Below are 2,452 nucleotides of genomic sequence, written 5' to 3'. Positions count from 1 at the left end.
CAACGAACGTCGTCCGCAGCACCTCATGCCGTCGAACGATCTCGCTCAAGCACGCCCGCACCACTTCAGGGCGCACCCGGCCCCGTAACCGGAGAGCGAGCGGAGTGCTGTAGGCCAGACTCCCCGGCGCGACCTGATCGGCGAGCCACAACCGGCGCTGCCCGTACGACAACGCGACCCTGGTGGAGTCCGGGGGCCTCGGCGCGGGGGCGGTCCTCGCACCCACGCCGCGCAACCCCCCGATGTGGCGGACGAGTTCCTGAACCGTGGCGTTCCTCACGAACTCCGAGAACTCGATCCGGACCGAGAACGCCTGCTCCAGCTTGGCCATGATCCTGGTCGCGCCCAGTGAGTCACCGCCGAGGTCGAAGAAGTTGTCGGACACCGCGATCGGGCTGTGCCCGAGGACGTCCTCCCACGTGTCGAGAACGATGGTCATCGCCTCCGACAGTGCTTCCCTGCGACCGTTCGCCGTGCCCGGACGCTCGCTCTGCAGCAGCCGGGCACGGTCGACCTTGCCGTTCGTCGTGAGGGGGAAGGACCCGACGTACCCGATCGAATGCGGGATCATGCTGTCCGGCAGGACGGTCTTCAGAAGGGCCCGCAGGGACGCCTCGTCGATCGTCGGATCCTTCATGATCACGAACGCCCGTAGCACGGTCTCCCCGTGTGGACCCCTGTCCGCGGCCACCGCACACGCCGACACCCCGTCGAGGCCGCTGACAGCCGCCTCGATCTCCGCGGGCTCGACTCGGACACCCCGGATCTTCACCATGTCGTCGCTACGGCCCACGAACTCCAGCTCGCCGTCGGGCGAGATGCGGCCCAGGTCGCCGGTGCGGTACATGCGGCTGCCGGGTTCGCCCTCGAACGGGTCGGGCAGGAACTTCTCCGCCGTCAGGGCCCTTCGTCCCAAGTACTCCTGACCGACTCCGACGCCGCTGATGAAGATCTCGCCCACCGTTCCCGCGGGCAGCGGCTCCAGAGACTCCGACAGGATGTGGAGGGACGTATTGGGCAGCGGCCGGCCCGTCAGATTCGCCGGTGAGCCGGCGGTGAGGAGCGCGATCGTCGTGGACATGGTGCCCTCGCTGGCTCCGTACACCTGGCCCACCTCGGCCTGCGGCAGCCACCTGCGGAACAGGCTCTCCGACAGGGCGTCGCCGCCCACGACGATCTTGTCGATCAACGGCACCTGGTCCGGCTCGATCACGGTGAGCGGCCCGGGAGTGCCCATGTAGAGCGTGACGCCCTCACGCCGCAGCGCCTCGACGGTGACGCTCGCGCCACGCCGCTCATGGCGGGGTATGACGCTCAGCGTCGCGCCGTTCAGGAGCGCCATCCACACCTCGGCGGAGAAGACGTCGAACGACGGGGACGCGAGCTGGGCGAGATTCGTGTCGGGGCCGACGCTCATGGCCTCCCCCATCCCCAGCGCCCAGTTGCACACCGCGTCGTGCACGATGACGACACCCTTGGGCTGCCCGGTGGAGCCGGAGGTGTACACGACGTATGCCGGCCGCTCGGCCGCGGGGATGTCGTCGCGGCTGCCCCACGGTCCCTCGACGGCGGACAGCCGTTCACAGCTGAGGGACGTCCACGCGTGGGGGGCCGACGGGCGGGTGTGCGACACGACGACGGAGCACCCGGCGTCCCTCAGCAGCCAGGCATTGCGTTCCTCGGGTGCCGCCGTGTCCAGGCACATGTAGGCCGCGCCGATACGGACGGTGGCGACGACGGCGACCACCAGGGCGAGTCCCGGTTCCAGGGCGAGTCCCACGACATCGCCCGGACCGACCCCGGCGGCCCGCAGGGATGCGGACACCTCCTCGCTCGCCGTGCTCAGTCCGGAGTACGTGAGGCTGTCACCCGCGCTCTGCAACGCCGTGGCATCGGGTTGCCTGCGGACAACGGCCGCCAGCGCCCCCGGGAGATCGAGGTTCAGCAGATCGGGCCGGGCCGGACCGACCAGGGTCGAGGCGGACCGCTCCCCGGCGCGCGTGCTCCGAAGGTCGCTCCGCACCCCCTCGTCGTCCGCGATACCGCGTCGCAGGACGTCGAGGAACCGGTCACTGATCGATTTCACCGTGCCGGCGTCGAACAGGTCACGCCGATAGTTGACCTGGATGTCCGTGGTGCTTCCCTCGAAGACCGAGAAGGTCAGGTCCAGGGAGGCGCCGGACAGGGGTGCCTGGGTCGGTGTCGCGACAAGATCGCCGAGGCGGTACTCGGACACCGTTTCCGGTTGGTGGACGAGCGACGTCTGGAGGTAGGGCGTCCGGTCGGGGTGGCGTGGGGGTCGGGTGGCCGCTACGAGCAGGTCGAAGGGGAGGTCCTGGTGGTCCTGGGCGTCGAGGACGGTCTCTCGTACGCGTCGCAGGACGTCGCGGAATCCGGGTCCGCCGCCGAGGTCGGTGCGCAGTACGAGGTTGTTGACGAAGAAGCCGATCAG

1 protein-coding gene is annotated in these 2,452 nt (G+C 69.5%); it reads right to left on the bottom strand.

What is annotated here, in order from left to right:
* The coding region (locus AB0N16_RS41590; protein WP_365806013.1) for an amino acid adenylation domain-containing protein at nt 1-2,452 on the bottom strand (2,452 nt) is incomplete at both ends.

It is taken from the genome of Streptomyces sp. NPDC051105 (assembly GCF_040682795.1).
Lineage (GTDB): Bacteria > Actinomycetota > Actinomycetes > Streptomycetales > Streptomycetaceae > Streptomyces.
This window is presented reverse-complemented; position numbering and strand designations above follow the sequence as displayed.